We start from the raw sequence: 22093 nt of genomic DNA on the forward strand, positions 1-22093 counted from the left end.
TGATGGTATGACAATTTTATATACTCCATAAACCCTTTAAATTAATTAGGTGGTTTATGTCGCACTTCAAGTTTTACTCTGCCAAATTTTAGGTGCTAAACAAATTAATGCCTTACGTAAGGCCGGTCACTACCGACGAGATGTGTATTAATGCTTAGCTAGATTGGCATAAATTCTATTTCTACAATCCTCCATCGATGGGGGGATTTTTTTATGGCCATCTGAATAATTATCGGCAATCACATATTTTTTAATAATTAAGATGTCTTGCACGAAGCAAATTTCAAAATAATTAGATAGACACGGCAAAAATAAAACGCTTGGCAAAATAAGATTGGCATGAATAGTGCATTATTTTAATGCAAATCATTCATTTAATGCTGAATTTAGCATCAATTTAGTTCACGAATCACGATAAAAGAAATTGAGATTGGGTATTTATGAAAATCTATACGGAAAGACTTGAGGGTAATGTCGTACAAGAAAATGTTGAGATAGTTGAACTGACATTTGATACACGACAAAAGAGCCGTTTTCGTGCAACTTTAGCTAACGGGCACGATATTGGTGCAGATTTACCCCGTACCGGCATTTTAAGGCACGGTTCATATATCGCAACTCAAGAGGGTGATGTACTGCGTGTCGATGCCAAAGCAGAAAAACTCATGAAAGTAGAAGCACCAAGCAGCTTTGATTTATTAAAAGCAGCGTATCACTTAGGTAATCGTCACGTCCCTTTAATGCTCACACCAACGGCGCTGTATTTTGAGCCAGATCATGTATTGGCTGAAATGATAATTGGACTTGGTTTAACGGTATATGAAACCATGCATCCATTTGAGCCTGAAAGCGGTGCTTATGCACAGCATCAGCATGATCACAGATTAAGCCCAATTAAGGCTTTGCATCATGTTCACACCTAATGCTTCACAGCTTTTAAGTCTGTTGACTTTGTCCTCAACGGCACTACCAATTGGGGCGTACTGTTATTCTCAAGGGGTAGAAAGTGCGATTGATCAGAGCTTAATTTTTGATGAAACCTCGAGCATTACTTATTTTGAAGAAGTGCTTGAAATGCTTTTGGTACGGTTTGAGCTGCCCGTTTTGAAACGCCTAATAATATCTTTTGATCAGCCTGAGCAGTTTGAATACTGGGCGCAGTTATATAGAGCAAGTCGAGAAAGCAAAGAGTTATTGGCTGAATCACAGCAATTGGCATTTTCATTAAATGCGTGGATTCGTGATGTGCTGAAAAAGCCTGTGAAATTAAAAAAGCAGATCGGTTTCGTACCCATCTATGCGCATCTTTGTGGGCAACTCGAACTTGATGTTGCAGAGGTTTTGACTGCTTATACCTTTACCGTACTTGAAAATCAGGTGTTGGCTGCCGTGAAAACTGTACCACTTGGACAGATGAGTGGACAACGGATTTTATGGCATGTGCATGGGCTGATTCCAGAGGCAATTGAACGTGCTTTAGCACTGCAAGATGCTGAACTCAGTAGCGCCTTACCTAATTACGCCATGCTCAGTATGGCACACGAAACACAATATTCACGATTATTTAGATCTTAAAAATAAAGGACATTTCACATGACAGAACGTAGCCCATTACGCGTAGGTATTGGCGGTCCAGTTGGTTCAGGTAAAACAGCGCTTACTTTAAATTTATGTCAGGCACTGCGTGAAAAATACAATATGGCGGTGGTGACCAATGATATTTATACCAAAGAAGATTCCAACTTTTTAACACGCCATGAAGCTATGTCACCTGAGCGTATTGTTGGTGTAGAAACAGGTGGTTGCCCGCATACCGCAATTCGTGAGGACGCCTCCATTAACCTAGCGGCTATTGATGACCTGTGCGAAAAATTTGATGGCCTTGAACTGATCATTATTGAAAGTGGCGGTGATAATTTGGCAGCAACATTTAGCCCGGAACTTTCAGATTTAACCCTGTATGTAATTGATGTGGCGGGTGGGGAGAAAATTCCGCGTAAAGGTGGCCCCGGTATTACCAAATCTGATTTGTTAATCATAAACAAAACCGACCTTGCACCAATGGTTGGAGCAAATTTAGATGTGATGGATCAAGACGCGAAACGTATGCGCGGTGAAAAACCTTTTCTATTTTCCAATATGAAAACTAAAGATGGCTTAAATGACATCATCAGCTTTATTGAGAAACAAGGTTTGTTTAAAGCATAAGGGGCATCCACTATGAAGTTATTATTGCAAAGAATTACCTTCACATCGTTGGCATTCTTTCCCTTGGTAGCAATGGCGCATTCAGGCCATGAGCATAGCCATAATAGTTTTATCAGCGGTTTTGTGCATCCATTTACAGGGCTTGATCATCTAATGATGGCGTTAGCATTTGGCGTATTGATTTGGACTGCACACCAGCGCTGGAAATGGGCCGGATTATTCGGTTTATCTGCCGCAATGATTGTCGGTTTTATGATCGGTGCACAATTCAACTTAGCAACAGCAATTGCTGAAAACGGCATTATTGCGTCGTTAATTGTATTGGCTGTTGCTCTTTGGACCAAAACCAATAAAGCCGTTCCTTTTATTGCTGCACTTTTGGCCGGTTTTCATGGCATCGCACATGGTACGGAACTTGGCCAAAACGGTCAGGCAGTTTTACTGGTCGTTGGTATGGTTACAGCGATGGCATCTATATACGTATTCGGTTTGCTCGTCGGCGCATTTATTCAAAAATATGTGCCTTATGGTAAGCAAATGATTGGTGCTTTGACAGCTATTGTTGCTGTAATTGGTTTAGCTTGATGCCTCATTCATCTCAAATAATAGGGAGATGCAAATGAATGATCTGGTATTAAGCGAAACAAAATTTATATCGACACAACAGCAGCATAACAGCCAACTGTGGTATGCCTGTTTGGAACTTGGTTTTGCCTATCAAGTACAGTCAAATCGAACCGTATTACAGCATCGCAAGCATCATGGGCCTGTACGCGTTCAGAAGATGTTGTGGCCTGAAAAAACTGGTATTTGCCATGCAATTATTGTGCATCCACCAGCAGGAATTGCTGGCGGAGACCATCTGACTTTTGATATGAAAGTTGAGGCGAATGCGCATGCGTTAGTTACCACGCCCGGTGCAGGGAAATGGTACAAAACCAATGGCAAGCAAGCCTATCAGCATATTCATATACATGTCGCAGCACAGGCGACATTTGAATGGTTACCGCAAGAAACCATGCTTTTTGATGGTGCCAATGCAGACTCTGAAACACATATTCATCTAGATGAAATGGCCAGTTTTATTGGGTGGGATATGTTGGTCATCGGTCGACAAGCACGTGGTGAAATTTTTCAGCAAGGGCAATACCAAAGCAAATTTAGGCTGTATCGTGCAGACAAATTATTGGTTGCAGATAGTTTAAATTTTAAGGGGCAGGATCGGTGGCTTACATCCTGTTTAGGTATGAATGGACATGCTGTGATGGGAAGTTTCTGGGCAGTAGCACCATCGCGTTTAAGGCAAACAACATTACTGGCTGAACATATCGAATTAATCCGTGAATTGATTATGCGGATGAATCTAGCGGTGACTTTAACCCTGTTAGATGATGTGATTTGTGCACGTTATTTAGGCGATGATGTACGTGAATGCCATGATGCTTTTGCAGCAGTCCGTGCCCGTTTAAGACGCTATTGGTATGACCTAGCAGAAGAATTCCCACGGATTTGGCGCACTTAAGTTTTGCCATCATTGGAAAGTAGATAGGTCTAGCAAGATTAATAGATTAAGTGTTCATTTTACCTTTGGGTTAGGACACTAAAAATCAAAACGTGCGAGAGCGAAAGAAGAATTTGCACGCATTTTGCATTCTACATTTTAGAAGATTAGGAAATTGTTATGGAACTTAATCCAACTGAAAAAGATAAATTATTAATTTTTACCGCAGGCCTTGTTGCTGAGCGTCGTAAAGCGCGTGGATTAAAATTGAATTATCCAGAATCAATTGCATTTATTTCAGCAGCACTGCTTGAGGGCGCACGCGATGGCATGTCCGTGAGCGAGTTAATGCATTACGGCACAACCTTGTTAAGTCGTGAAGATGTCATGGATGGTGTCGCGGAAATGATTGCAGAAGTGCAGGTCGAAGCTACTTTTCCAGATGGTTCAAAGTTAGTCACAGTTCATCAACCCATTGTCTAATAAAAATAAGGAGTAAGCCATGATTCCTGGTGAAATTATTACGCCTGATTCAGACATTGAAATGAATGTCGGACGAGAAACACTGAAAATGCGTGTTGCTAATGCAGGCGATCGACCAATTCAAGTCGGTTCTCATTTTCACTTTGCTGAAGCCAATGATGCTTTGCAATTTAATCGAGAGCAAGCTAGAGGCTATCGACTCAACATCGCTGCTGGAACAGCAGTTCGTTTTGAACCAGGCCAAAGTCGAGATATCGAATTGGTTGCACTTGCAGGTAAACGTGAGGTGTATGGGTTTGCAGGGCGTGTTATGGGTAAATTGGATTAACTATTTTTATGCTCAAGTGTCTTGTTGAACAATTAAATTATTGTTAGTAATAAGTTCAATAAGTACATGAAAAAGCATAAGAGAATTAAATGTTAATAATGAAAATACGCCCAGCAACTGTTGATGATGTTGAAGCCATCGCTGCTGTTATTGAACCTTTTGTCGATTATGTTGTCATGACTGAAGAAGGACGTGAACGCTTTAAACCTGATATGTTGAAAAACATCTTCCAACAACCACTTATTCATTATTTTGTGGCAGAAATTAATGAAGAAATCGTTGGGAATTTGGCGTATATCGCTCCATCTCATGTCATGCATTATTTCTTAAAAGCTGAATATCACGGTCAAGGTTATGGTCGACAAATGTGGGACTTTTTAGAGCAAGAAATACTTAAAAATGATCCCGATATAATCACAATAAATTCAAGTCATTATGCACTCGATATTTATAAAAAATATGGATTTGAAGTGGTCGGTGCGCTAACGGAGAAATGGGGTATTCAATTTATTCCGATGCAAAAGCTGCTAAAGCCAAAAAATCTAGAATAGGAAATATATTAATGAAAATGTCTCGCCGTGCTTATGCGGAAATGTTTGGCCCTACAGTAGGTGATAGAGTTCGCTTAGCTGATACAGAATTGTTTATTCAAGTTGAACAAGACCTCACGACTTATGGTGAAGAAGTTAAATTTGGCGGTGGCAAGGTCATTCGCGATGGTATGGGACAGTCACAATTATTGTCTGATGAGGTCGCTGATACCGTCATTACCAATGCTTTAATTGTCGATTGGTGGGGTATTGTCAAAGCCGATGTTGGACTTAAAAATGGTCGTATCTGGAAAATAGGTAAAGCAGGTAACCCTGATATTCAACCTGACATTACAATTCCTTTAGGTGCAGCAACTGAAGTCATCGCAGGTGAAGGACAAATCTTAACGGCGGGAGGGATAGATACTCACATTCATTGGATTTGCCCACAACAAGTTGAAACAGCACTAATGTCAGGCACAACTACAATGATTGGTGGTGGTACAGGCCCCGCCGCAGGAACATCTGCAACCACAGTAACTCCAGGCCCATGGCATATTGCGACCATGCTACAAGCTATTGATGATTTACCTATGAATATTGGTCTGTTAGGTAAAGGCAACTTGAGTCAGCCAGAACCAATCGCTGAACAAATCAAAGCCGGTGTGGTGGGTTTAAAATTACATGAAGACTGGGGATCGACGCCAGCCGCGATTGATAACTGTCTAAGTGTGGCGGATCAATACGATGTACAAGTTGCCATTCACACAGACACACTAAATGAAAGTGGCTTTCTAGAAGAAACCTTAGCAGCATTTAATAACCGGACCATCCACACTTACCATACTGAGGGTGCGGGCGGTGGTCACGCACCAGATATTTTAAAAGCAATTGGTCAACCCAATGTTTTACCATCTTCAACCAATCCCACACGTCCATATACCGTCAATACCATTGATGAACATTTAGATATGTTGATGGTTTGCCACCATTTAGACCCTGCAATTTCTGAAGATGTTGCTTTTGCTGAAAGTCGGATTCGCCGTGAAACTATTGCTGCAGAAGATATCTTGCAGGATATGGGCGCAATTGCCATGATGTCTTCCGACTCGCAAGCGATGGGGCGTGTGGGTGAAGTAATATTACGTACTTGGCAGACAGCACATAAAATGAAAGTGCAACGCGGCCCACTCGAAGGTGATAATCAAAATCACGATAACAATCGTGTGAAGCGCTATATTGCTAAATATACGATTAATCCTGCCATTACCCATGGATTAAGCCATGAAGTTGGTTCGATTGAAGTGGGTAAATTAGCCGATATTGTTTTATGGAAGCCTGCATTTTTTGGTGTTAAGCCCTCGATGATTATTAAAGGCGGAATGATTGCAGCTGCGCCGATGGGTGATATTAATGCTTCAATTCCAACGCCACAGCCTGTGCATTATCGTCCGATGTTTGGCGCTTACCCTCGTGGCGTACATAACACCTGCATTACCTTTTTATCGCAAGTGGCAATAGAGCAAGGCGTACATGAACAATTGGCTTTAAAGAAGTTGATTAGTCCTTGTAAAGCCACGCGTAATATCTCGAAAGCAGATATGAAGTTAAATACTTATTGTCCTGTAATGGAGGTTGACCCTGAGATTTATGAAGTACGTGCAGATGGTGTGCATTTGACTTGTGAGCCTTCGGAAGTGTTACCAATGGCGCAGCGTTACTTCTTATTTTAATCATTTCCAAAACACTATTTCACAAAGCCTTTCTGAATATGAAAGGCTTCTCTTTTTTAAATTTTAGGGCTTTGTTGCATAAATATGTAAGCATCTGATTTAAATAAATTTAATTTTGGATCAAAAAACAATCAAAACTTTTAAAATCATATAGTTATGAAATCGTTGTGCAACAAAGCCATTCTAAAGTAAAAATATTAATAATTTTTTTATGTTTTGTATTCATTAGACAGTCCAAAGAAAAAATATTTTTTAGATATTAAATTTATAAAGTTAGATGCTCAATATGCACGCGTCATCAGTTGTCGTTCCTTTAGAAAGGAAATAAAACTTGTATACTAAGTTTTGGCGCACTAATTGCATAATTCATTCTATTTTTTGACTGTTTGATATAACAAATTAGGAAGTGGATGTGACAGCAACATATTTACGTGGGCAAGATCTGATAGACCAGATTCAACAACAAGACTATTCCAGAGATCTGATTGGCTATCATGGAGAACCACCCAAAGTGGAATGGCCAAATGGTGCTCGTGTCGCGGTTCAGTTTGTATTGAACTATGAAGAAGGCGGTGAAAACCATGTAGAACATGGTGATGCAGGTTCAGAACAGTTTTTGTCAGATATTATTGGCGCGGCCAGTTTTCCAGACAAACACATGTCGATGGATTCCATGTACGAATATGGCTCACGAGCGGGCTTTTGGCGCATTCACCAAGAGTTTAAAAAACGCCAACTCCCCATGACCATTTTCGGTGTGGGTATGGCTTTGGCACGCAATCCTTACATTGTGGAAGCGATTAAAGCAGCCAATTATGATGTCGTATCGCATGGTCAACGTTGGTTGCATTATCAAGATATGCCAATCGAACAAGAACGCCAACATATGGATCAAGCTATTAGCGTGCTTGAAACGCTATTTGGTAAAACACCAATCGGTTGGTATACCGGACGTGATAGCCCGAATACTCGAAAATTACTTGCTGAATTTCCTCAGATTCAATATGACTGTGACTATTATGGCGATGACTTACCATTTTGGAGCACAGTGACGAATGTAGATGGTGCAACACGTCCGCATTTAATCATTCCATATACACTTGAAAGTAATGATATGAAGTTTTGCTCGCCGGGTGGTTTTAATAGTGGTGAGCAATTTTATCAATACCTTAAAGATGCCTTTGATGTGTTATATGCCGAAGGTGAAACTGCGCCAAAAATGCTATCTATTGGTATGCACTGTCGTATTTTAGGGCGACCAGGACGCTTTAAAGCACTACAAAGATTCTTAGATTATGTGCAATCGCATGAAAAAGTATGGGTTTGTCGTCGTGCCGATATTGCAGAACATTGGATAAAACACCATGCACCGTAATAAAAAAAATAAAGAAGAAAGAGAGGCTTAGCGCCTCTTTTTTGTGCCTATAAAAAGCAATTTGTCTAAGAAATAAGGGATTGGCATTGATATTGCAAAACATGTTTTGAACGAACATTAAATATTTTTAGGCGATTTAATAGTGCAACTTGTTGAATTTAATCAAGCATCCGAAGCCGATGTAAAAACATTTTTAAAGCACTGTGTGCAAATTGAAAGCTGGGCGAATGAGCTGCTCAGTCAGCGTCCGTATGCATCATTAGACAGTATTTTGGAATACGCGGCTCAAGCTGCTCGTACATGGTCGTGGGAAGAAATTAAATCTGCTTTAGATAATCACCCGCGTATTGGTGAAAAAAAAGCCCAAGCTGAACTTTCTGAATTAGAAAAGAATTTTTCCAACCGTGAACAATCCGCTATTTCAGCCGATGAAGAAACACAAATGGCATTGCTCAAAGGCAACATCGCTTATGAAAAAAAGTACGGCTATATCTTCTTAATTAAAGCTTCAGGCTTAAGCAGTGAAAATGTATTACAAGCATTGCAGTACCGTCTGCTGAATAATCCAGAAACTGAAAAGCGTATTGTCCATCATCAATTGGCTGAAATTGCCTTATTAAGATTAAAACAGGAGCTAAGTGCATGATCAGCTCACATATTTTAGATACAAATCTTGGGAAACCTGCTGCCAATGTCTTGATTAAATTATTCAATGCAGACGGTATGTTACTTGGTGAAGGGCAAACCAATGCAGATGGCCGTGTGACCGACTTTGGTTTAAGCGAATTTTCTACGGGTAGCTATAGCTTAGAGTTTGCCACAGCGGACTATTTTGAAAGTCTTAATACCGAAACTTTTTTCCCAAAAGCAGTAATTCATTTCTTAGTAAAAGATGCCTCACAGCATTTTCATATTCCTTTGTTGATTAGCCCTTTTGCCTATTCAACATATCGCGGTAGCTAAAAATAGCATCATAAAACGGATCGGGGGATATAAAAATGACAGAACAAAATCAAACAGTTTCACCAGAACATGAATATTTAGGTGCAGGGAAAAGCCTAGCTTATGGCTTACAACATGTATTGACGATGTATGGCGGTATTATTGCGCCGCCACTGATTATTGGTACAGCCGCAGGACTTGAACCTGCACAAATTGGTTTATTAATTGCAGCAGCATTATTTGTCGGTGGTTTAGCCACGATTTTACAAACGGTCGGTGTGAAATACATCGGTGCAAAATTACCCCTAGTTCAAGGCGTATCCTTTGCTGGTGTGGCAACGATGATTGCCATAGTCACTGCAGGTGGTGGGCTTTCGGCAGTATATGGTGCGGTTATTGTTGCTTCATTAATCGGTTTCTTTTTAGCACCATATTTTTCAAAAATTATTCGTTTTTTCCCGCCAATCGTGACCGGCTGCGTGATTACCGTGATTGGTTTGTCATTGCTACCTGTCGCAGTACGTTGGATGATGGGTGGAAATAGCAAAGCGCCTGATTGGGGCAGTGCTGAAAATATTAGTTTGGCTTTTCTAACTTTAGCCATTGTCATTGTGCTGAATATTACTCGAAACGCTACAATTCGTCGTTTATCCATCTTATTAGCAATTGTGCTAGGTACAGTGCTGGCATATGCGATGGGCTTTGGCGATTTCTCAAAAGTCGCAAATGGCAATTGGATTCAATTCCCAAGTTTCTTTGCCTTTGGTATGCCAACATTTGAACTGAGTGCCATTATTGCCATGCTAATTGTGACATTGGTGATTATGACTGAAACTACAGCTGATATTATCGCTGTTGGTGAAATTGTCGGTACCAAAGTCGACGCTGAACGTATTACCAATGGGCTACGTGCCGATATGCTTTCAAGTGCGGCAGCACCAATATTTGGCTCATTCATGCAAAGTGCCTTTGCACAAAATGTAGGCTTGGTCGCGATTACTGGTGTAAAAAGCCGTTTTGTTGTTGCAGCGGGTGGCTTAATTTTAGTTGTATTGGGTATTTTACCAATTATGGGCCGTTTGATTGCTGCAATTCCTGTACCGGTATTGGGTGGCGCAGGTTTGGTATTGTTTGGTACAGTGGCTGCAAGTGGTATTCGTACTTTAGCTAAAATTGATTATAGTGAGCAAAAGAACCTAATCATTGTTGCTACAGCAATTGCCGCAGGTATGATTCCAATTATTGATCACTCATTCTATGCGAACTTCCCAAAATGGGTACAAACCCTGTTCCATTCAGGTATTAGTTCAACGTGCCTCATGGCCATCGTATTAAATATTGTGTTTAACCATCTAAACTTTTTTAAAAGTAAAGAAGTGAATAAAACCAGCAATATTGTTATAGATAGTCATCACTAAGCTATTCAAAATAAATAAAAAAAGCTCACATTAATGTGGGCTTTTTTTATTAAAAAATCTAATATTGGCTTTGTTTTTGCTAAATAAATTACTCAAAACGTATTTATCGCTAGGAAAAACAATTTAATGAAATTTATGCCTCTTTCAGCTGCAATTCTATGCACTATTTCAGCCAACTCTATCTTTGCAGCCCCAATCTGGCAAGACTTCAGCATTACCGGTCTATATGGCACCGACTATCAGCTCATTGCAAAAGAAGACAAACAAACCACTGTGACATTTGAATACGCGTCAAAGCTTAAATATGGTGATTTCTTCATTTTTGCCGACCGTACACATAATGACGTCGGCGATCAAACCTATTTTGAAGCATCACCACGATTGAGTTTAGGCGCTGTAACGGGTAAAGAACTTAAATTTGGCCCTGTAAAAGATGTATTGCTTGCAACCACTTGGGAAGCGGGTAGCAACATGGATAATTTTCTCTATGGTATTGGCTTAGACTTTGATGTGCCATATTTTCAATATGCAAAATTAAATTTATATAAAGTGAATAATGATACTAAAGCTGATGACTATCAAATGACGCTTACCTATGCCATACCTTTTAAAATTGGCTCAGAATCTTTCTTAGCAGATGCTTTTCTGGATTGGTCAACTGCGGAAAAAGGCTCAGCCAGTGAGATGAACTGGACCAGTCAATATAAATGGAATGTGGGGCAACATATTTCCCCAGATACACGCCTGTATGTAGGCGTTGAGCATTCAGTTTGGAATAATAAATATAATATTAAAGGTAAAGATGAAAATAACGTCAGTGCGCTAGTGAAATATCACTTCTAATTGATTCGTTAAAACCGTACATCGTTACACAACATACTGCACAAGACTTAAAAGCCCCACGGATGGGGCTTTTAATTTCTGAGACAATTTTAAATTGAGGTTTCAATTTCAATGATAGTTTAAATTTATGCCACGATATTGAGTACTTCATTAAACTGATAAACATCACAATTATGTCCAATACCAATACGATCAACCACGGCAAAGTTACTTGGCGCCTCTAAAGTTAATAGAGGGTGATGCCATGTACCTGCATGGTAGTTAACACCTTGTGTACCATCTGAAATAAAAGCACAGAGTTTTGAAATATCAGGCGTTTGATCATCCAATGCAGGTGCCACCACAATTAAAAAAGCCTGACCTTGCATCGGGATAAAAGCTTGTGAGCCATTCGGATGTCGCTCAAGCATCGAAACCGAAAAAGGAATTTCTGTCTGTTTAATATTACGAAAAATACTAATACCTGCATGTGCTTCACCGAAGATTTCAGTGGTTACAAGGGCATGATAACGCTCGGTATGTGCATCATTGATATGAAAAAAATCCTGTCCTCCGCAGCAAATCACCTCACCAAAAGGGGCAAAGTTTTCAATGCTCAGGGGCTGTAGCTGAATTGTTTGAACCATGTGTAATTCTTTTATTGTCTATATCAAGTGTAGGAGAAGAAGGATAAAACCACAGTACTTATCCTTCTCGATGTAGAAAGTATTCAAGCTTTCAATTTAGCTTTTGGTTTTACCCCACAAACGAATACGGCTGATACCACCATCTGGAATCATATTAATGCGAATATGCGAGATCTTTTCATGTTGCAAAATTTCGTTTACAAAGCTATGAATATGATCCATTTGCATGTCTTGTGCTTCAAGCAAAAATGGCCAGAACATACTTTGTGGAATTAATTGTGGATCAGTTGCATCTTTAACATATACGGCTTGAATAGAGACTTGGGCTGGAAAGTTGCCTTTAAAGTGTGCCGTATCGATATCAATTTTTTCAATTGCACCAGTTTGACCCAAAGCCAAAATACACCAATCAAAGCCCGGTGCACGACGACGTTTGGTTTCCCAACCATCACCCATATTAATTCCGCGACCTGGGTTAATCAGATTACGTGGATGACCAAAATGTGCATCGCTATAAGCAATTACACGTCCACCATTTTCTAAAGCAACTAAATCAATTGTTGCAGTGTGATCTTGTTGTTGAACGCTCACTTCACCATACACTTTAAAACGAGCAACACCACCATCAGGAAAAATATTTAAACGCACATGAGTAAAAACTTGGTCAGCTGTAATCGGCAAAACATGATGCTGACTTGGGCCAAGTACGTTGTTCTCTAATATGTTCAACCATTCAGCTTGAGCAAGATCGCCATCAGGGGCGTAGCAGGCTTCAACTGAAGCTGAAGCAGGGTAATTCCCAGTGAAGAAGGTAGTGTCAATATCTAAAGCCTTAATATGCCCAGCTACGCCCAATTGAATAATTGCCCAGTCATAACCTGTGTGACGTTTACGGCGCGTTTCCCAACCATCCATCCATTTACCATGGTCATCGAATTTATCTTCAACAAAAATTGGCGCGTCAAATTGAAGCATACGTTTTGCTTCTGCGAAAAATTCATCTGAACATTCAATAATTTTTGCACCAATACGGTCATCTGCCAAATTGGTAAGTGTCTGTAATTGTGCAGGAATATCAAAATCGGGTGCTAATAAAGTCGCCATATATTAAATCCATTCGCTATTTTCTTTCAAAATTCATGCTTTGCGCTATCGTGCTACAAAAAATTTAATAAACGATAAAAACAAGCATTTACACGCGTTTAGATGCACAGCGTGTGCCAACTTTGGATTTTTTTCAGGGCGCTTTATAAAAAATGGCACGCTTTTAGCATTTTATGACTTAGAAACTTATAAAACACAGGGGAATTATAGATGGAAATTACAATTATTGGTGCAGGTATGGCGGGTCTAACTACAGGCATCGCACTAAAAAAATTCGGACACCAAGTAACCATCTATGAACAGGCAGAACAAATTTTACCGGTGGGTGCTGCTATTTCGTTATGGTCTAACGGTGTGAAATGTCTAAATTATTTGGGTTTGACAGAGCAAGTTGAAAAGCTTGGCGGCAAAATGGATAACCTTGCTTATATTGATGGTCTGACGGGCGATGTGATGACCCAGTTTAGCCTTTATCCATTGATTGAAGAAGTCGGGCAACGACCATATCCGGTATCACGTGCGGAACTTCAGAATATGTTAATGGATGAATTTGGTCGTGAAGATATTCATCTAGCTAAGAAAATGATTTCTTTTGTTGAAGAAGGAGAGCGTGTAAAAATTCAATTTGCAGATGGTAGCGAAATAGAATCTGATCTATTGGTGGGTGCAGACGGTACACACTCAATTACTCGTGCCTATGTTTTAGGTGAGCAAGTTGAGCGACGCTATGCAGGCTATGTCAATTGGAATGGTCTCGTTGATGTCTCAGACGATTATGCCGCAGCAGATCAATGGACAACGTTTGTAGGTGAAGGCAAACGTGTTTCACTGATGCCAGTGGCGAATAATCGTTTCTATTTCTTTTTTGATGTGCCGTTAGCTGTTGGTCTTGAAAATGATCGTAGCCAATACAAAGCTTTATTCAAACAATACTTTAAAGGATGGTGTGAGCCTGTCCAAAAGTTAATTGATGCAGTCGATGTGCAAAAGACCAATCGTGTAGAAATTCACGATATCGAACCATTTGCCGATTTTTACAAAGGTCGAGTGGTGATTGTAGGTGATGCAGCGCACAGTACAACACCTGATATTGGTCAAGGCGGCTGCCAAGCGATGGAAGATGCTATCTATTTGGCACGTTCATTGCAAATTAATACCTTAGGTTTACAAGATTCTTTACGTCGCTATCAGAACAAGCGTAATGAACGTGCCAATGAGTTGGTACTTCGTGCCCGTAAGCGCTGTGATGTGACACATATGAAAGATGAAGCGGTGACCCGAGAGTGGTATGAAGAGTTACGTAAAGAACAAGGCAATCATATTATGAAGGGAATTATTAGTAACATTGTCGGTAATCCACTCGACTAAGCTGTAAGACACAAAAAGAAATGTAAAACTAAAAGGTTAGCTTTCAGCAGCCAGTGTGAATATTCACACTGGCTTTTTTTAGCTATTTAGAAACATTAGATTGAAGAGCAAAGGATTAAATGTTTAAGGAAGTTGCTTTAATTGCAATTTGATTTCTTCCATTTTTTCGACCAATAAATTTACCATTATTTGTGAAAGACGAGATGTTTGACGTTTTGAAGCGACGCACAGTGCAATGGTTAAACGATGCATACCTTTTTCACGAATGGGCTTAAATACGATCTTTTTCGAGTTTAAAAGTGGTAATGCATCCATATATGACATTAAGCCAATGCCTAATTGTTGTTGAATTAATGATGTTATCATTCTAATGTCATTACATTCTATCTTTTGTATAGGATTAAATTTGTGATGTTTATAGAGTGTATGTACATAATCACTGATGACTAAGGGCTCACTTGGCATGATATGACGCTCATTTAAAGTGTCAGATAAATAGATTTTATCCATGCCGGCTAAGGTGTGATGTGGTGATAAAACATAGCCTAAAGGAATTTCAATAAAGGATAAGATTTCTAATTGATTGTGACTTTTAGGATTTAAGATAATGCCAAAATCTAATTCTGCATCAATGATTTTTCTCGATATTTCTTCACTGCTATTCATACTGATATTGAGATTAATCCATGGATAGCTTTCAGCCATGCGTTGAATACAATCCACGACAAAACCATCATTTAGGGCAGAAATAAAACCCATTTCAATATTGCCGCGACTTAATCCTTGAATTTCATCAAATCGAATTCGAGTCAGCTGATATTCTTTTTGCCATTTAAGCAAATCAGCATAAAGTAATTCACCTGCTAACGTTAGCTTCAGCCCCTGCGGTAAACGCTCAAATAAAGCAACGCCTAACTCTTCTTCAGCAAGAACAATTTGCCGATGCACTGCAGAGACTGAAATAAAAAGCTGTTCTGCGGCTTTACGTAAACTGCCAGTACGGGCAACAGCCATAAAATATTCAGAAAATCGGGAAAAGGTAATCGACATACAGCTATTCAATCTCACGGGCAGTTTACAAAGTACTTATCCATGCTTAAGCGATTTTCATGCCATAACTTTTGATTTTTTCAATTCATTCTGCTTTTGTGTTCTAAAAAACAGAACATTGTATGCAAATCATTCTAATAGACAGAAATGCTATCCAAACGTATTTTTGACTTAGAAAAGAACGAATTAGCCCTAGTTACATGGCATAAAAGTTCTGCAAATAATGCGAATGTAGAGATTTAAAAATGAATGCGATTCCTGTACTGAATTTATTTACCCAACCACAATGCAGTTCATTTGATGCAAACGATTGGAATATTTTAGCGCAGCATTGGTACCCAGTTGCACGTACACAGGACGTTTCAGAACAACCGCAACAAGTACAATTACTTGATGTGAAAATGGCATTGTATAAAACTGAAAGTGGAAAAATTCATCTCGTGCGTGATATTTGCCCGCATCGTGGTGTGCCATTAACCAAAGGCTGGGTGAAAGGCGAAGAAATTATTTGCCCATACCACGGCCTACATTATAACGGTGAAGGAAAGTGTGTAAAAATTCCTGCACAGCCGGAACTTACACAAATTTCAGATCGTTTTTCACTGACCAAATTTCCAGTTGTAGAAAAATATGGACTTATTTGGACCAGTTTATTTAACCGCGATGTATCGAAAGCCAATTTTCCAGATTTAGACACGTGGGACAGTGAAGAACATCAGTCAATTCTCCCTCCATTTGTCGATATTGCTGGATCAAGTGGCCGTCAGCTTGAAGGCTTTATTGATGTTGCGCACTTTGCATGGGTACATAACCAAAGTTTTGCTGATCGTGAAAATCCTAAAGTACAAAAATATTCGACCGTTCGAACGGATTATGGCTTACATACAGAGTATGTGAGTGATGTCAGTAACTATCCGCATGGCTTACAACATTTAGCACCAGATGATTTTTTATGGAAACGTACTTTCGATGTCTATCCACCATTTTCAGCTATTTTGACTATCGACTTTCCTGAAAATGGCTTACTTAAAATTTTAAATGCGTGCTGTCCAGTTTCGCACAATAAAACGCGATTATTCGTTCCCTTAACTCGTAACTTTGATACTACAGGAGACTTACAGGCAGTTTATGATTTCAATGCACAAATCTTCGCTGAAGATCAGGACATGGTGGAAAGCCAAAAACCAGAAGAACTTCCTTTAGATATTTCAATGGAGGCACATTTTGAGGCAGATCGTTCATCAACCACTTACCGCCGAATTTTGGCAGAGTGGGGATTGAGCAAACGCTATACAGTTTAAAATGGCTTTGTTGCACAAAGATTTAAAAGATAACACTCTGCTCATTTGAACAGAATTCAAGTGACAACTTGGGTATGAGGACGACCTAATTCTGTAAATTTGTTCAATACGGCTATGCGTGCATGAATCTCATTCACCTGACTAGAAAAACTCCTTGCTGTTAATTTATCACCTAATAGTTTGATGCAATGCATCTTGGTTTCAACTAAACTTCGACGATGATAACCAGACCATTTTTTCCAAAGCGTTCTTCCTAAACGTTTAACTGTTTTCAGTAACTCATTCCGCTCTAAAGATCTCAATTTCTGATCTTTCCATGGTTTTGCATTTTTTCTTGGCGGAATGAGCGCATGTGCATCTCGATCTAGAATGACTTGTCTGCAGTGCTTCGTGTCATAAGCACCATCGGTATAGACCGAATCAATTCGTTCATCTAAGGGAATTTGAGCAAGTAAATCACCGAGTACTTGCGAATCGCTCACATTATTTGTAGTAAGCTGTACTGCACGTATTTGCAAGGTTTCAGCATCGATGCCAATATGAAGCTTACGCCATTGGCGACGATATTCAGGTCCATGTTTCTTACGTTTCCACTCACCTTCACCTAGAAACTTTAAGCCAGTTGAGTCGACGAGTAGATGTAGCCCATCACTACTTTTTTGATAGCTAATCGCAATATCAATATGTTTTTGTCTTCGACAAAGCGTACTGTAATCTGGTGCGGTCCAATTTAATCCACAAAGTTTAATCAGACTTTGAACAAAACCTGTGACCATGCGTAAAGAGAGTCTAAATAAAGATTTGATCATTTTGAAATTATAGGACTGAATAAACCTTATAGGCTAGGTTTGTGCAACAAAGCCCTGTGTATCTGATATTTATGCATCTTTCAATTTCTGAAGATACTATTCATCCAATATCCGCTGTTTTCGATTGAGAACAGCATTCAAAATCACAGCACAAAAAGCCGTTAGCAAAATTGGGCTGTTTAACAGAGGTGAAAGATAAGATGGTAGTTGTGAGAAAATAGTAGGTGAGAATACAGGCAACATACCTATGCCGGCACTGACTGCAATGATGTAGAGATTATTCACATTTTGAAAGTCGACACGCTGCAGTACTTTGATACCATTAGATGTCACCATCCCAAACATAAACAATGCGGCTCCACCTAGAACACATGAGGGTATAGACGCAACAAAGTAAGCTATTTTAGGAAATAGACCTAAAAGGATTAAAAACACACCAGCTAAAGCACATACACTGCGATTCTTAACACCTGTGATCGCTAGCAAACCGATGTTCTGAGCATAGGATGTATACGGGAAGATATTAAAAATCCCACCAATCATTGTGCCAAGGCTGTCAGCTCTAAAACCGCGAGTCAATTTTTCCTGATCCACCTCTTCTTCAACAATTTCACCTACAGCCATGAACATCCCAGCTGTTTCAATGAAAATAACCAGCATGACTACGCACATAGTCAAGACAGCCCAAAAGTTAAACTCTGGAATACCGAAGTGAAATGGCATCACCCAACCTAACCATGGGCTTTCATCTATCTTGTCTAAAGAGATGAGGCCAGAAAATGCAGCGATGATATAACCAATTCCCATCCCGATTAGAACTGAAATGTTGCCCAAAAAGCCTTTAACATAACGGCTGATGATAATAATGCTTAATAGAACACAGGCAGCGATAGATAAGTACAATGGATTTCCAAAGTCTTTTACCCCATATCCGCCAGCGGACCATGTGCCTGCAATACCAATGAGAGATAGACCAATCACAAGAATTTGAGTTCCTGTCACCACAGGAGGGAAGAATCGTATTAACTTTCCAATAAATGGTGAAATCAGGAAGCCAAAGATCCCTGCGATAATGATTGCCCCAAATACACTTAGTAGTCCCATATCTGGATTAGTCCCAATTGCAATCATTGGGCCTACTGCAGTAAAGGTAACTCCCATCATAATGGGAAAGCGAATACCTACATTTTTAAAACCAATAGTTTGAATGAGGGTGGCAATGCCACAAACAAATAGATCTGCAGTAATTAAGAAAGCAATTTCTGCAGTGCTTAACCCTAAAGCTCCTCCAACAATTAGGGGAATTGAAACAGCACCTGCATACATTACCAAGACGTGCTGGATACTGAGAAAAATCATGGAGCTTGGTTTTAAGTTATTGGCTGTGATTGTGTTAGTCATATATGTTTTTCTCCTTCAGCCTAAAAGGTATATTTGACGATGAAACTAGTAGCATTTTGATTAGTTTTAAAATATGGAGTGTCTTCGATTAAGAATTTGTTTTTCCAATAGTCGTATTCAATACCTGCTGCTAATTTTTTTGGGCTTAAGCCTAGATGAGGGCTAAGGTCATATTTGATTTGTGGGTTAAAGTGAAAGTCGGAAGAGTTATTACCTTTGGAATTGACTACCCAATCAATGTATCCATCAAAAATGATTGATGATTTAAGAAATGGGACGGTATATGACCAGGAAGGAGTGATTTGCCATTGTCCACTTGGGGTGTTTCCATCGTCTGGAATGCGATAGTAAAAATTAAGGGTGAAATAATCAAAGCCTTTGATATCTAGGTCAAAACCTGGACCAACTAAATAAGTCCACATATCGTCATAGCCAGGCTGATCTTGAATACTTAAGTCAAAACTCGTAGCTATTAGGACATCTTTCACTGGCCCAAAGCTCAAATTCGTATTGGTTAGTTTTCCTATTGAAAAGCGTGGGGCTATTTCTGTATAGACAGCATTATGTCCTTGGGAAGCAGTCTTTTCACCGTCAAACCAATAAGTGTCGACGAATAGAAAGAGATCTCCCCATCTCCAACTGCTCGCATGTTCAAAAGTAATCGTTTCATGTGTATCCGGCTCTACTTCGAAACCTTTACCATAAAGTGCAGAAATACTATTGGATTGCCAATATAACCAAGGTTTTTCTGCAAAAGAGTAAGTGCTGACTGCACAGGTACTTAATAGTAATGAAGTGATAATTTTTTTCATTTGAATGTCCCCGATATTTAAACGTCAGCACGATGTTTGTAAGTAGCATCAAAGCGTGACTGTAGATATTCCATGCTAGTAATTGGTGAATATTTAGGTGGATTGGATTCGCTGTAACAGTTAGGCAGGCAACGGATTACAGTTTTTGGGCTCGGCTGGATGAAGAATGGGAAAGAAAAACGTTGTTTGCCTTTAGGACTTGAAACACGATGTGGTGTAGATTTGTAGATGTCATTGGACCAACGGGCCATCATGTCGCCGATATTGATAACATAAGTATCAGGAATAGGCGGAGCATCGATCCAATTCCCATTCACATCCTGAACCTGCAATCCCCCTACATCGTCTTGAGCAAGAATAGTCACGCAGCCATAATCAGTGTGTGCTCCAGCATTGAAACTCTCTGATTGCGTATTGTCTAATGCAGGTGGGTAATGAATGAGGCGGAGTGCACACAGACTTTCTTGTAGGCAGTAATCAAAATAATTTTGTGGAAGACCAATGGCATGAGACATGGCATTTAGAAGAACTTTTCCTAAGTCCAACATCTCTTCAAAGTAGCCATCCATTACAGTTTTCCAGTCCTCGATATTCGGATATACATTAGGACCACGTAATGGTTCTTTATTGATTACATCAGGATGATCTGCTTCTAGGTGAACACCCATGTCATATACTTCTTTAAAGTCATTGGGCAGGTCAGGATTAAGTTGTTCAACACCCAATGCACCATATCCTCTGTGAGAGGCTTTGTGTTTTTGGATGTCTATTTCTAGTTTTTCAAGCAGTGGTTTACTAAAAAACTCTTTAGCTAAACTTTGAACTTCTGCAAGGTGATTCGGTTTATAACCACTGATATAGAAGAACCCCCATTCACGACATGCTTGGTCAATTTGGTTGCATATATCTGCATAATCAGGATGGTTAACGTCATAAAGAGGTGCAATGTCGATAACTGGTAATTTTTTCATGGGAAACTCCTTATTATTAGATATATGTTTTTTTGAACATGTCACGATAATGCTGTTCAACACTGATTGGTGGATATAGCGGTTCTGAGTTTTCCTCCAAACACTCTCGAATGCATTCAATCTGATACTGGTGATTACCGCTGTAGAAGAATGGAACAGAATATCGTTCCCCACCTGAGATGTTGATGACGCGATGGAGGGTGGATCTATATGTATTGTTCGTCCACATAGAGATTAGGTCACCTAGGTTAACGACATAACTATCTTCAATTGGCTCTGCCCAAATCCATTGCTTTTGAGTTTGATCCCACACTTGTAAACCGCGGTTATGATCCTGAAGTAATAGGGTTAACCCTCCAAAATCAGTATGTGCCCCGCATCCTTTTTCATTTGGTTGAGCATTAGAGGGTTGTGGAGGATAGTGCAATAAACGCAAGGTGACTAAATCTGCATCCTTGCAGAACTCTGAGAAATAATCTTCTTCCAGACCTAGTGACGAACCGATAGCATGCATGAGCCTTTCTGAGACTTTGATCATTTCTAGTTGGTATTCCTCCATAACCTCTTTGAATCCATCAATATCTGGCCATTGGTTTGGGCCTTGGTTAAAAGCTTTATGGATGACAACAGGATCTGAAGCTGAGCGTTCCTTCCCGATATAAAAGCCTTCCTTGATATCAGGTGGAGAATCAGGTTCAAGGGTTTGTGCTCTTAATTGTTCATAACCTCGGTTTGCTTCAGAAAGCTCGATGGTCCATTGCATTTTCTGTTCTAGGGGAAGACTGAAAAATAATTTGGAATATTCAAAAACCTTATCTTGTAATGCTTTAGAAACTCCATGTCCCGTAATGTAAAAAAAACCTTTATCTAAGCATGCTTTCCGAATATGTGAGGCAATGTTTTGGTGCGTTTGTATGTCATTATCCAAAAGTCCAGAAATATCGATGATGGGTATAGAGGTAATGTTTTGATTGTTTTCCAGCGCAGTCATGTAGCAATCTCTCAAAAATAATGTTTTCTTTTTTTATAAAATAATCATGAGACCGCATAGCAATGAATATCGAGCAAGCTGATGCCAAAAAGAGAGCTATTCTTAATTAATTAAATAAAAACAATTGCTTAAACTTTTTTAAATGAGTGGTGATGCTGAAAAAGCAACGGGATGCACTGAAAATAATGCTTTAGGTCCAAAAAATGGCTGCTACTTAATGGCAAGTTTTTTGCTTCTATTTCAATAGCTCATTCAAATTTATAAATGGATTGGGGCTTTAAAATTGGAATAGGATGTGA

Annotated in this window: 23 protein-coding genes and 1 pseudogene; 16 read left to right on the forward strand and 8 right to left on the reverse strand. The window is 39.5% G+C overall.

Going from position 1 to position 22093, the window contains the following annotated elements:
* Nucleotides 1-440: 440 nt before the first annotated feature.
* The 14 genes from ureE (at nt 441) to M5121_RS13005 (ending at nt 11361) form a co-directional block, all read left to right on the forward strand.
* The gene (gene ureE, locus M5121_RS12940; RefSeq protein ID WP_005090807.1) at nt 441-923 is read left to right on the forward strand and encodes an urease accessory protein UreE; all 483 of its coding nucleotides are present in this window, start codon (nt 441-443) and stop codon (nt 921-923) included.
* Nucleotides 910-1575, forward strand: coding sequence for an urease accessory protein UreF (locus tag M5121_RS12945; RefSeq protein WP_004778087.1), 666 nt, complete (start codon nt 910-912; stop codon nt 1573-1575). The genes ureE and M5121_RS12945 overlap by 14 nt, the downstream gene beginning before the upstream one ends.
* 18 nt (nt 1576-1593) lie before the next feature.
* A complete protein-coding gene (gene ureG, locus M5121_RS12950; protein WP_004778085.1) occupies nt 1594-2208 on the forward strand; it encodes an urease accessory protein UreG in 615 nt (204 codons plus the stop codon).
* Nucleotides 2209-2220: 12 nt separating this feature from the next.
* Nucleotides 2221-2793, forward strand: a complete 573-nt coding sequence (locus M5121_RS12955; RefSeq protein WP_112987526.1) for a HupE/UreJ family protein — start codon at nt 2221-2223, stop codon at nt 2791-2793.
* A gap of 34 nt (nt 2794-2827) precedes the next feature.
* Nucleotides 2828-3730: an urease accessory protein UreD gene (locus M5121_RS12960; protein WP_004778080.1), complete on the forward strand. Its 903-nt coding sequence runs from the start codon at nt 2828-2830 to the stop codon at nt 3728-3730.
* Nucleotides 3731-3889: 159 nt separating this feature from the next.
* A complete protein-coding gene (ureA, locus tag M5121_RS12965; protein WP_004778079.1) occupies nt 3890-4192 on the forward strand; it encodes an urease subunit gamma in 303 nt (100 codons plus the stop codon).
* A 19-nt stretch (nt 4193-4211) separates the two neighbouring features.
* A complete protein-coding gene (locus M5121_RS12970; RefSeq protein ID WP_004778077.1) occupies nt 4212-4520 on the forward strand; it encodes an urease subunit beta in 309 nt (102 codons plus the stop codon).
* An 89-nt stretch (nt 4521-4609) separates the two neighbouring features.
* Nucleotides 4610-5071 (forward strand): GNAT family N-acetyltransferase, encoded by a 462-nt coding sequence (locus tag M5121_RS12975; protein WP_108563965.1) that lies wholly within the window; start codon nt 4610-4612, stop codon nt 5069-5071.
* An 11-nt stretch (nt 5072-5082) separates the two neighbouring features.
* Nucleotides 5083-6783 (forward strand): urease subunit alpha, encoded by a 1701-nt coding sequence (ureC, locus tag M5121_RS12980; RefSeq protein WP_112987527.1) that lies wholly within the window; start codon nt 5083-5085, stop codon nt 6781-6783.
* Nucleotides 6784-7195: 412 nt separating this feature from the next.
* Nucleotides 7196-8158: an allantoinase PuuE gene (gene puuE, locus M5121_RS12985; RefSeq protein ID WP_000127611.1), complete on the forward strand. Its 963-nt coding sequence runs from the start codon at nt 7196-7198 to the stop codon at nt 8156-8158.
* A gap of 142 nt (nt 8159-8300) precedes the next feature.
* Nucleotides 8301-8804 (forward strand): 2-oxo-4-hydroxy-4-carboxy-5-ureidoimidazoline decarboxylase, encoded by a 504-nt coding sequence (gene uraD / locus M5121_RS12990; RefSeq protein WP_001177702.1) that lies wholly within the window; start codon nt 8301-8303, stop codon nt 8802-8804.
* The gene (gene uraH, locus M5121_RS12995) at nt 8801-9121 is read left to right on the forward strand and encodes a hydroxyisourate hydrolase (RefSeq protein ID WP_000625767.1); all 321 of its coding nucleotides are present in this window, start codon (nt 8801-8803) and stop codon (nt 9119-9121) included. The genes uraD and uraH overlap by 4 nt, the downstream gene beginning before the upstream one ends.
* Nucleotides 9122-9156: 35 nt before the next feature.
* Entirely contained in the window at nt 9157-10518 is a 1362-nt protein-coding gene (locus tag M5121_RS13000; RefSeq protein WP_000139429.1) for a nucleobase:cation symporter-2 family protein, read from the forward strand.
* 126 nt (nt 10519-10644) lie between these two features.
* The gene (locus M5121_RS13005) at nt 10645-11361 is read left to right on the forward strand and encodes an outer membrane protein OmpK (RefSeq protein ID WP_004778009.1); all 717 of its coding nucleotides are present in this window, start codon (nt 10645-10647) and stop codon (nt 11359-11361) included.
* Between the two features lie 125 nt (nt 11362-11486).
* Here M5121_RS13005 and M5121_RS13010 read toward each other — a convergent pair whose 3' ends face one another.
* Both M5121_RS13010 and alc read right to left on the reverse strand, forming a co-directional pair.
* On the reverse strand, nt 11487-11987 hold the full coding sequence (locus tag M5121_RS13010; RefSeq protein ID WP_000250866.1) for an ureidoglycolate lyase: 501 nt from the start codon (nt 11985-11987) through the stop codon (nt 11487-11489).
* Between the two features lie 96 nt (nt 11988-12083).
* Nucleotides 12084-13091, reverse strand: coding sequence for an allantoicase (gene alc, locus M5121_RS13015; protein ID WP_000212598.1), 1008 nt, complete (start codon nt 13089-13091; stop codon nt 12084-12086).
* Nucleotides 13092-13301: 210 nt separating this feature from the next.
* On the opposite strand from alc, the gene hpxO reads away from it, so the two are divergent.
* On the forward strand, nt 13302-14459 hold the full coding sequence (gene hpxO, locus M5121_RS13020; protein WP_005403788.1) for an FAD-dependent urate hydroxylase HpxO: 1158 nt from the start codon (nt 13302-13304) through the stop codon (nt 14457-14459).
* Nucleotides 14460-14582: 123 nt separating this feature from the next.
* Here hpxO and M5121_RS13025 read toward each other — a convergent pair whose 3' ends face one another.
* Nucleotides 14583-15509: a LysR family transcriptional regulator gene (locus tag M5121_RS13025; RefSeq protein WP_005265716.1), complete on the reverse strand. Its 927-nt coding sequence runs from the start codon at nt 15507-15509 to the stop codon at nt 14583-14585.
* A gap of 245 nt (nt 15510-15754) precedes the next feature.
* Between M5121_RS13025 and M5121_RS13030 the strand changes: the two genes are divergently transcribed.
* Nucleotides 15755-16810 (forward strand): Rieske 2Fe-2S domain-containing protein, encoded by a 1056-nt coding sequence (locus M5121_RS13030; RefSeq protein WP_005090794.1) that lies wholly within the window; start codon nt 15755-15757, stop codon nt 16808-16810.
* Nucleotides 16811-16866: 56 nt separating this feature from the next.
* On the opposite strand, the pseudogene M5121_RS13035 reads toward M5121_RS13030, so the two are convergent.
* From M5121_RS13035 to M5121_RS13055, 5 genes and pseudogenes are all read right to left on the reverse strand, one after another.
* Nucleotides 16867-17619 (reverse strand): annotated as a pseudogene (locus M5121_RS13035) (IS5-like element ISAha2 family transposase); the annotation flags it as partial.
* Nucleotides 17620-17715: 96 nt separating this feature from the next.
* Nucleotides 17716-19020 carry a nucleobase:cation symporter-2 family protein gene (locus M5121_RS13040; protein ID WP_000185581.1) on the reverse strand — a complete coding sequence of 435 codons (1305 nt, stop codon included), beginning with the start codon at nt 19018-19020 and terminating at the stop codon, nt 17716-17718.
* Nucleotides 19021-19040: 20 nt separating this feature from the next.
* The gene (locus tag M5121_RS13045) at nt 19041-19832 is read right to left on the reverse strand and encodes an outer membrane protein OmpK (protein WP_005265715.1); all 792 of its coding nucleotides are present in this window, start codon (nt 19830-19832) and stop codon (nt 19041-19043) included.
* Between the two features lie 17 nt (nt 19833-19849).
* On the reverse strand, nt 19850-20803 hold the full coding sequence (locus tag M5121_RS13050; protein ID WP_005090792.1) for an isopenicillin N synthase family dioxygenase: 954 nt from the start codon (nt 20801-20803) through the stop codon (nt 19850-19852).
* 16 nt (nt 20804-20819) lie between these two features.
* A complete protein-coding gene (locus M5121_RS13055; protein ID WP_249571396.1) occupies nt 20820-21794 on the reverse strand; it encodes an isopenicillin N synthase family dioxygenase in 975 nt (324 codons plus the stop codon).
* Nucleotides 21795-22093: the final 299 nt, after the last annotated feature.

The organism is Acinetobacter sp. ANC5681 (assembly GCF_023488045.1).
In the GTDB taxonomy this organism is placed as follows: Bacteria; Pseudomonadota; Gammaproteobacteria; order Pseudomonadales; family Moraxellaceae; genus Acinetobacter.

Coding starts and splice junctions, on each gene's coding strand:
- M5121_RS13025 (WP_005265716.1), bottom strand. CDS start 15,509: ATGTCGATTACCTTTTCCCGATTTTCTGAATATTTTATGGCTGTTGCC.
- M5121_RS13010 (WP_000250866.1), bottom strand. CDS start 11,987: ATGGTTCAAACAATTCAGCTACAGCCCCTGAGCATTGAAAACTTTGCC.
- M5121_RS12975 (WP_108563965.1), top strand. CDS start 4,610: ATGTTAATAATGAAAATACGCCCAGCAACTGTTGATGATGTTGAAGCC.
- M5121_RS13005 (WP_004778009.1), top strand. CDS start 10,645: ATGAAATTTATGCCTCTTTCAGCTGCAATTCTATGCACTATTTCAGCC.
- uraH (WP_000625767.1), top strand. CDS start 8,801: ATGATCAGCTCACATATTTTAGATACAAATCTTGGGAAACCTGCTGCC.
- M5121_RS13045 (WP_005265715.1), bottom strand. CDS start 19,832: ATGAAAAAAATTATCACTTCATTACTATTAAGTACCTGTGCAGTCAGC.
- ureE (WP_005090807.1), top strand. CDS start 441: ATGAAAATCTATACGGAAAGACTTGAGGGTAATGTCGTACAAGAAAAT.
- hpxO (WP_005403788.1), top strand. CDS start 13,302: ATGGAAATTACAATTATTGGTGCAGGTATGGCGGGTCTAACTACAGGC.
- M5121_RS12955 (WP_112987526.1), top strand. CDS start 2,221: ATGAAGTTATTATTGCAAAGAATTACCTTCACATCGTTGGCATTCTTT.
- M5121_RS13050 (WP_005090792.1), bottom strand. CDS start 20,803: ATGAAAAAATTACCAGTTATCGACATTGCACCTCTTTATGACGTTAAC.
- M5121_RS13000 (WP_000139429.1), top strand. CDS start 9,157: ATGACAGAACAAAATCAAACAGTTTCACCAGAACATGAATATTTAGGT.
- ureA (WP_004778079.1), top strand. CDS start 3,890: ATGGAACTTAATCCAACTGAAAAAGATAAATTATTAATTTTTACCGCA.
- M5121_RS13030 (WP_005090794.1), top strand. CDS start 15,755: ATGAATGCGATTCCTGTACTGAATTTATTTACCCAACCACAATGCAGT.
- ureC (WP_112987527.1), top strand. CDS start 5,083: ATGAAAATGTCTCGCCGTGCTTATGCGGAAATGTTTGGCCCTACAGTA.
- M5121_RS13055 (WP_249571396.1), bottom strand. CDS start 21,794: ATGACTGCGCTGGAAAACAATCAAAACATTACCTCTATACCCATCATC.
- M5121_RS12945 (WP_004778087.1), top strand. CDS start 910: ATGTTCACACCTAATGCTTCACAGCTTTTAAGTCTGTTGACTTTGTCC.
- M5121_RS12960 (WP_004778080.1), top strand. CDS start 2,828: ATGAATGATCTGGTATTAAGCGAAACAAAATTTATATCGACACAACAG.
- M5121_RS12970 (WP_004778077.1), top strand. CDS start 4,212: ATGATTCCTGGTGAAATTATTACGCCTGATTCAGACATTGAAATGAAT.
- M5121_RS13040 (WP_000185581.1), bottom strand. CDS start 19,020: ATGACTAACACAATCACAGCCAATAACTTAAAACCAAGCTCCATGATT.
- alc (WP_000212598.1), bottom strand. CDS start 13,091: ATGGCGACTTTATTAGCACCCGATTTTGATATTCCTGCACAATTACAG.
- ureG (WP_004778085.1), top strand. CDS start 1,594: ATGACAGAACGTAGCCCATTACGCGTAGGTATTGGCGGTCCAGTTGGT.